The organism is Olsenella phocaeensis (assembly GCF_900120385.1).
Taxonomy (GTDB): domain Bacteria; phylum Actinomycetota; class Coriobacteriia; order Coriobacteriales; family Atopobiaceae; genus Olsenella_I; species Olsenella_I phocaeensis.
Window position 1 is genome coordinate 1,953,225 of the sequence record NZ_LT635494.1, and the last position, 7,336, is coordinate 1,960,560.

9 protein-coding genes are annotated in these 7,336 nt (G+C 69.3%); all 9 read left to right on the forward strand.

Annotated features, from left to right (window positions below):
- Window positions 1–190 (forward strand): hypothetical protein (locus BQ7388_RS09465; protein WP_159430827.1); only part of this gene is annotated, 190 nt, incomplete at its 5' end.
- 8 nt (window positions 191–198) lie between these two features.
- The gene (locus tag BQ7388_RS09470; RefSeq protein ID WP_072500360.1) at window positions 199–498 is read left to right on the forward strand and encodes a hypothetical protein; all 300 of its coding nucleotides are present in this window, start codon (window positions 199–201) and stop codon (window positions 496–498) included.
- A 1-nt stretch (window position 499) separates the two neighbouring features.
- Entirely contained in the window at window positions 500–889 is a 390-nt protein-coding gene (locus BQ7388_RS12115) for an HK97 gp10 family phage protein (RefSeq protein ID WP_072500363.1), read from the forward strand.
- Window positions 889–1,305: a DUF5072 family protein gene (locus BQ7388_RS09480; protein ID WP_072500364.1), complete on the forward strand. Its 417-nt coding sequence runs from the start codon at window positions 889–891 to the stop codon at window positions 1,303–1,305. The genes BQ7388_RS12115 and BQ7388_RS09480 overlap by 1 nt, the downstream gene beginning before the upstream one ends.
- A 31-nt stretch (window positions 1,306–1,336) precedes the next feature.
- Window positions 1,337–1,864: a phage major tail protein, TP901-1 family gene (locus BQ7388_RS09485; protein ID WP_072500365.1), complete on the forward strand. Its 528-nt coding sequence runs from the start codon at window positions 1,337–1,339 to the stop codon at window positions 1,862–1,864.
- A gap of 323 nt (window positions 1,865–2,187) precedes the next feature.
- Window positions 2,188–2,424 carry a hypothetical protein gene (locus BQ7388_RS09495; protein WP_159430828.1) on the forward strand — a complete coding sequence of 79 codons (237 nt, stop codon included), beginning with the start codon at window positions 2,188–2,190 and terminating at the stop codon, window positions 2,422–2,424.
- A 2,831-nt stretch (window positions 2,425–5,255) separates the two neighbouring features.
- The gene (locus BQ7388_RS09505) at window positions 5,256–6,104 is read left to right on the forward strand and encodes a hypothetical protein (RefSeq protein ID WP_072500369.1); all 849 of its coding nucleotides are present in this window, start codon (window positions 5,256–5,258) and stop codon (window positions 6,102–6,104) included.
- Entirely contained in the window at window positions 6,105–6,509 is a 405-nt protein-coding gene (locus BQ7388_RS09510) for a phage baseplate protein (RefSeq protein ID WP_072500370.1), read from the forward strand.
- Window position 6,510: 1 nt separating this feature from the next.
- Window positions 6,511–7,336: hypothetical protein (locus BQ7388_RS12420; RefSeq protein ID WP_159430829.1), on the forward strand; the 826-nt coding region annotated here is incomplete at its 3' end.

The following is a 7,336-nucleotide window of genomic DNA, read 5'->3' on the forward strand; positions in this document are numbered from 1 at the left end:
CGCCACGGTGAAGGCCGTCAACCGCCGCTTCGACGAGGGCATCGGCTCCGAGTCCGAGGGGCAGGGCGGGACCATGTCCGTCTCCTTCGCCGACGACCTCCTCTCCGAGTACGACAGGGAGCTGTCCGCCCTGGCCTCCATGGCCCAGGCAGACGGCTCCTCGGCGCTGCCCACGGTGAGGTTCCTGTGAGGTGGCTCATGGCCGAGCTCCTCGAGGAGGCCGACACGGGCAGGCGCGACGCCCTGGGGAACCGCGTCCGCGAGAAGGTCTCCCTGGGGAGGGCCCGCGTGCGCGTGGCCCCGTCCAACCTGCTCCTCGTGACCGAGGAGGGCAACGCCCACACACAGGCCGACCTCACGCTCGTCACCACGGCCCCCATGGCCACGGTGGGGAGAGCCACGCTCCTCGTCATAGCCGGGGGCACCTACGAAGTCACGCAGAGGACCGACCTGGGCCGCAGGCGCGCCCTGTCGTGCTCGCGCAGGAAGGGGACCTGACGTGGCCGGGCTGAGGCTCGAGCTGGACGATGGCGGACTTGCCGACCGGCTCGACGAGCTGCGGCGGTTCGCCGTCGAGACCGTCGTGAGGCGCACCGTCAACGAGATGGCGGAGGACCTGAGGGCCACGACGCCCCGGGACACCGGGGGCCTGGTCAACTCGCTCAGGCAGGAGGCGCACGGCGGCGAGGGCGTGGTCGGCTACGAGGCGGAGCACGCCCCGCACGTCGAGTACGGCCACCGGCAGAACGTGGGCCAGTACGTGCCGAGGCTCGGCAAAGCCCTGAAGGCGCCCTACGTCGAGGGCCAGCACTTCCTCCGCGAGGAGGCGAGGGCAGCACAGAGGGTGTTCGCAAGGAACATCGAGGAGACGCTCGGGGGGATGGTCTGATGGGAAGGCACGCGCTGAGGAGGCTCTCGCCGGTCGACCTGCTGGCGGCGGTCTGCACCAGGGTGTCCGAGGGGACGGGACTGGCGTGCGTCACGGACCCAGCCGACGAACCCAGCCCGTTCTACTCCGCGACGCTCGCCGGCATCCGCCCCGGGCGGAGCAAGTCCATGTTCCTCGACGTGTTCGAGGTCCAGCTGCACGCCGTGGCCGCGCCGTCGCGCACGCAGGCCGAAGTGCTCGCCATGGTCGGCGACCTCTCGTCCGCCATGTGCCAGGACGTCGTCCTTCCCGAGCCGTTCGCGCTCGTCAGGCAGGACGACATGGGGCTCCAGGCGGTGAAGCGCGACCCCACGGGAGAGTGGCACGCGATCGCGACATACGAGCTCACGGTCTCCTACGGGCTCATGATCAAGTAGACGCCGCGAGAGCGGCAGAGAGGGGCGAGACATGCCCGAGACCACGACCAACTTCGACTCCGGCGCGTACTGCGCCACCACCGGCGGCGTCTCCGCCGTCAAGGGCGCCGACGTGCTCACCTGCATCTTCAGCGCCGACGGCGCCAAGCTGCTCGCCATCGAGGGAGAGAAGAGCTCCAAGCTCTCGCTCTCGGCGGACACCACGAGCTTCAGCTCCAAGGACTCCAAGGGCTCCTGGAAGAAGAACTCCCCCTCGACCAAGAGCTGGGAGATGACCCTCGACACCGTCATGGTCAAGGACGCCGAGTCCAACAAGGCCATCCGCCAGGCGTTCGAGGACGGGACCGCCCTCTGCGTGAAGCAGGTCTACGACGACGGCCAGTTCACCCCTCGCGGGGGAGGCATGGCCGTCGTGACGAAGTACGAGGATGACTCGCCCTCAGACGACCTCATCTCCATCTCCGTCTCGCTCACTGGTTCCGGCAAGTGGACGTGGTTCGACATCGACACCGCTGCGGCCGCGAAGGCCACCGCGAAGCCATCGAACCGCACGGCGTAGGGCAGGCAAGCAGGGAAGCAGACGACCAGGGGCCCTCCGGGGCCCCTCATCATGAGTGGGGGACGAATGGCAGGGGAACAGAGGCAGGACACGACCTTCGAGTTCGGCGGCAGGACCTACGAGCTCGTCTACGCCGCCAAGCGCGTCGACATGCTGGAGGCCGCGCTCGGCAACCGCAGCGTGACCGAGGTCTTCGCGAGGCGGCCCAGCCTGAGCGACATGCGCGCCATGGCCGCCTACGGCCTGCGCNTGTGCCGAGGGAGGACCCGCACGCCCCAGCGAACATAGACTTGTTGCTTGGCCATGACGGCCAGCCATGGGAGATGAAGAACGTCGGCGACGGCAGGCACTCGGTGAACGACCTCATGAGGAGCGCCTATCACAAGTGGACGCGGCTTGGGTTTGATTCGTCGGAGGCCAGAATCGTCATCACGTCGTATGGGGCAACCAGGGACGAGGAGGAGATTATGGCCGAGGTGAAAAGGCGCATGAGGCGATACGCGAAGGCGGTCATCTACATCCTCCGTGACGGAAGCCTGGGCCATTACTTCGAGAGATAAATGTGAGGCCGTGTCCTCCCAAGTTAGCTGGGTGGGCGTGCCTCAGTGGCAGTATACCCGATTTTCCGTGGGGTGGTGACCGTGCCCACCGTGACCGTCTGGCACGCCAGCTGGTGCGGCCCGTGCCGCGCCACGCTGGCGTGCCTCGTCCCGCTCCTCCGCGAGGAGGGCGTGGAGCCGGAGCTCGTGGACGTNCGACGAGATGGACGCCGAGCTCGGCAGGATAGGGGCGCTGGCGTGAGCGAGACGGAGATGGAGGTCTGGGTGGACGGCACGCCGCTCTGCGAGGCCTACGGGCTCGTCCTGGCCGAGTGGTCGGACGAGCCCCCGGAGGTCAGGGAGAGCCGCGTCGAGATCATGGGCCGCGACGGCACGCTCGACCTCACCGAGGCCGTCACGGGCTGGCCCACCTACGGGGACCGGAAGGTCACCGTCACGCTCTTCGTCGACGGCCAGGCGGGGTGGGAGGCGTCCGTGCGCGTCCTCGCCCGCCTGAGGTCGCTCCTGCACGGCAGGCGCCACGAGGTGGTGACCTCCTGGGAGCCGGGCGCGACCTACAGGGGCCGCGCGTCCGTGTCGCAGAGCGTCTACGACGCGACGGCCTCGATAGAAATCACGCTCGCCTGCGAGCCCTTCAGGAGCTTCGGCACGAGGGTCTTCACGGCCAACGCCGCCGGGGGCATCGAGGTCATCCTCCCGTGCGGCGACGCCCACGTGCAGCCGGTGGTCGAGGTCTCGCGCAGGTGCGTCCTCGACATCGGCGACAGGGAGTGGACCCTGGGCCCCGGCTCCTGGACCCTCGACGACANGATGTCGCTCACGTCGGCGGCTGTGGCCAGCTACTCGAGCTACGAGCAGCTCGCCGGGGGCGTCGAGAAGCTCTACGGCGACGCGGCCGGGCAGGTCAAGGCCTTCGCCGACCAGGCGTACCAGAGCTCGGGCATGAGCGCCAACCAGTACATGGAGCAGGCCACCGCCTTCTCCGCGTCCCTCATCAAGTCGCTCGGCGGCGACACGGCGGCCGCAGCGAGGCAGACCGACGTGGCCATGCGCGCCATGTCCGACAACGTGAACGTCTTCGGCTCCAACATGCAGGACGTCCAGAACGCCTACCAGGGCTTCGCCAAGCAGAACTACACGATGCTCGATAACCTGAAGCTGGGTTATGCCGGCACCCAGGAGGGCATGAAGCAGCTCATCGCCGACGCCAACGAGTACGGAAGGGCGACGGGCCAGGCCTCCGACCTCACCATCGACTCGTTCAGCGACATCGTCACCGCCATCGACCTGATCCAGCAGAAGCAGGGCATCGCCGGGACCACGGCCAGGGAGGCGGCGTCCACCATCGAGGGCTCCGTGAACATGGCCAAGTCGGCCTGGGAGAACTGGGTGGCCGGGTTCGCCAAGGACGGCGCGGACATGGCGACGCTCACCGACCAGCTGGTCGGCTCTATAGCGACGGCGGCGGGAAACATCGTCCCGCGCTTCGCCCAGGCCATGGGCGCGGTCGTGCAGACGCTGCCGGACGTCTTCGGCAGGGCGGCGTCCTGGATAGCGGCGAACGCGCCGCAGATGCTCGCTGACGCTGTCGCCACGATAGGCAACTCCGTCGGTGCCGCGCTCTCCGAGGGCCTGGGCATCGAGCTGCCTACCATCGACGCGGGCGCGCTCGCGGGGTCGCTCTCCGACGCGCTCTCCACCGTCTCTGGCTTCGTCGACTCGGCGAGGGGGGTGCTCTCCGGCGTCGCAGACGGCCTCTCCGGGGCGCTCTCCGGCGTCGTCGGGCCGATGGTGGCGACGCTCGGGCCCTACCTCGACGCGCTCGTCAGCGGCCTGCAAGTCGCCATGTCCGGAATAGGGGAGGTCGTGTCCAACCTGGGGACCACCTTCCGGCCCGTCGCGGACGCGGCCATGGGGGCCTTCCAGTCCGTCGCGGACGCGGTGACGAACAGCGTCCTGCCCGCCCTGCAGCAGCTTCAGCCCGTCTTCGAGGTCCTCGTGGGCGTCGTGTCGGGGGCCGTCGGGCCCGCGTTCCAGGCCCTCGCCGACATCGTGTCGGTCGGGCTCTCGACGGCCTTCTCGGTCGCCGGGGCGGTCGTCACGGGCGCGATGCAGGTCATCTCCGGCGTCGTGCAGGCGGTCGTGGGCGTGCTGACGGCCATCCTCGGCGTCTTCGTGGGCGTCTTCACCGGAGACTGGCAGATGGCGGCGGACGGCGCGAGCTCCGTCATGACCGGCATGTCCTCGATCGTCACGGGCATCATGAACGGCCTGTCGGGGGCCATCGGAGGAATCCTCTCCGGCATCGCGGGGCTGTTCACGTCCGTCCTCAACGGTGTGACGGGGGTCGTCTCCGGCATCTTCTCCGGCATCGCGAGCACCGTCACCGACAAGATAGGCTCGGCGAAGAGCACGGTCCAGAACGGGCTCAACGCCATCAGCGGCTTCTTCAAGGGGCTCCACCTGGAGTTCCCTCACATCAAGCTGCCGCACTTCCACATCAGCGGGAGCTTCTCCATCATGCCGCCCTCCGTGCCGACGCTGGGCGTCGACTGGTACGCCAAGGGCGGCGTCTTCTTGCGCCCGACGGTTTTCGCCAACGCCGGCGTGGGCGTCGGCGAGGCGGGGCCCGAGGTCGTGGCCCCCGTGGACAGCCTGACCGGCTTCATCCGCGACGCCCTGGGCGACGGGCGCGACGACGAGCTCGTCGCCGAGGTCCGCGCCCTGCGCGAGTACGTGGGCAGGCTCCGCATCTACCTGGACAAGAAGGAGCTCGTGGGCGGAATCGCCGACGAGATGGACGCCGAGCTCGGCAGGATAGGGGCGCTGGCGTGAGCGAGACGGAGATGGAGGTCTGGGTGGACGGCACGCCGCTCTGCGAGGCCTACGGGCTCGTCCTGGCCGAGTGGTCGGACGAGCCCCCGGAGGTCAGGGAGAGCCGCGTCGAGATCATGGGCCGCGACGGCACGCTCGACCTCACCGAGGCCGTCACGGGCTGGCCCACCTACGGGGACCGGAAGGTCACCGTCACGCTCTTCGTCGACGGCCAGGCGGGGTGGGAGGCGTCCGTGCGCGTCCTCGCCCGCCTGAGGTCGCTCCTGCACGGCAGGCGCCACGAGGTGGTGACCTCCTGGGAGCCGGGCGCGACCTACAGGGGCCGCGCGTCCGTGTCGCAGAGCGTCTACGACGCGACGGCCTCGATAGAAATCACGCTCGCCTGCGAGCCCTTCAGGAGCTTCGGCACGAGGGTCTTCACGGCCAACGCCGCCGGGGGCATCGAGGTCATCCTCCCGTGCGGCGACGCCCACGTGCAGCCGGTGGTCGAGGTCTCGCGCAGGTGCGTCCTCGACATCGGCGACAGGGAGTGGACCCTGGGCCCCGGCTCCTGGACCCTCGACGACATGTGGCTCAGCCCCGGCGACAACCGCGTGGCCATCGACACGACGCCCGGGATGGGCGACGACGCCTGGCAGGGGTTCGCCGACTCCTGGGACGCGCACCTGGGCATGTGGTGCGCCATGGCCACCGCCTCCTCGCCCCTGCAGGAGTTCCCGGCCTGGCAGGGCATGGGAACCTGGTGGGACGTGGAGGACCGCAAGTGGGGCTCCCTCGCCTTCCCGCTCGACACGTCGGGCGGCGACTACAACGTCTACTTCGAGTACGAGTGGAAGGAGCTCTAGATGGGCACCAAGACCCCGAGCATGAGGCTCGTGAAGCCGGCCATCACGGACAAGGTCCAGCAGACCATCGCCGACCTCGCGTCGAACTTCGACTGGATCGACAGGATGTGGCCCGTCGGCTCGATCTACATGAGCGCCGCCGCGACCAACCCGTCGACCTTCCTGGGCGGCACCTGGGCGCGCGTGGAGGGCCGCTTCCTCGTCGGCGCGGGGACCGACTTCGCGGCGGGCACCACGGGCGGGCAGAGGACCATGGGCGTCCACCGCTGCGGCGAGGAGGTCGCGGGCTACGGGCTCACCCAGACCGGCGGCTACAAGGACCGCGTCGTGGTCGCGGGCGAGGACTACTCCGGCAAGCTGCTGCCACCCTACCTCTCCGTGTACATCTGGAAGAGGACGGCGTAGGGTGTACCGCCTCAGCTACGCGGGCAAGACCCTGCATGACCCGAGGCTGCCCGACCGCGTCGTGACCTCCTGCGACTGCAGGCTGACCGTCAGCGAGCCCGGCAGCCTCGCCTGCGACGTGCCGCCCACGAACCCCCTGTCGGGCACCTTCGAGTGCTACGACCCGTCCCGCGAGGTCGTGCTGGAGGAGGACGGCGAGGAGGTCTTCAGGGGCCGCATCACCTCGGTCAAGCCCTCCGTCGACGGCACCGAGAGGCTCACCTGCGAGGGGCAGCTCGCCTACCTCTCCGACTCCCTCGTGCGGCCCTACGGCACCTACGCGGACGAGTCCAAGGGGTGGAAGGTGACCCCGTCCAGGTCCCTGCGCGAGGTGGCGGCGTTCTACGTGGACGAGCACTCCCGGCACAGCGACGGCACCCAGGCCTTCCGCGTGCGCAAGAACGAGCTGCCGGACACGCAGGTGACGCGCTCCTCGACCCAGTGGCCCAAGACCATGGCCGAGATAGAGGACAAGGTCCTCTCCGGCGGCTACCAGATCGTGGCGGGCCACGACGGCCTGGGGCGCTTCGTCGACTTCCTCGCCGAGGGGTGCGGGGACAACCCGCAGGTGGTCGAGTTCGGCGAGACCATCACCCAGTTCTCCGACGTGACCGAGGCCGAGGACCTCGTGACCTGCGTCGTGCCCTACGCCAGCTACCAGGACGGCAAGAGGACCGTCCAGCTCACACTGGACGGCGTCGAGGACGGCGAGTTCGGCAGCGGCTTCCACGTCGAGGGCGACGCCATCATGTCCAACGAGGGCGTGAGGCAGCACGGCGTCGTCTGCG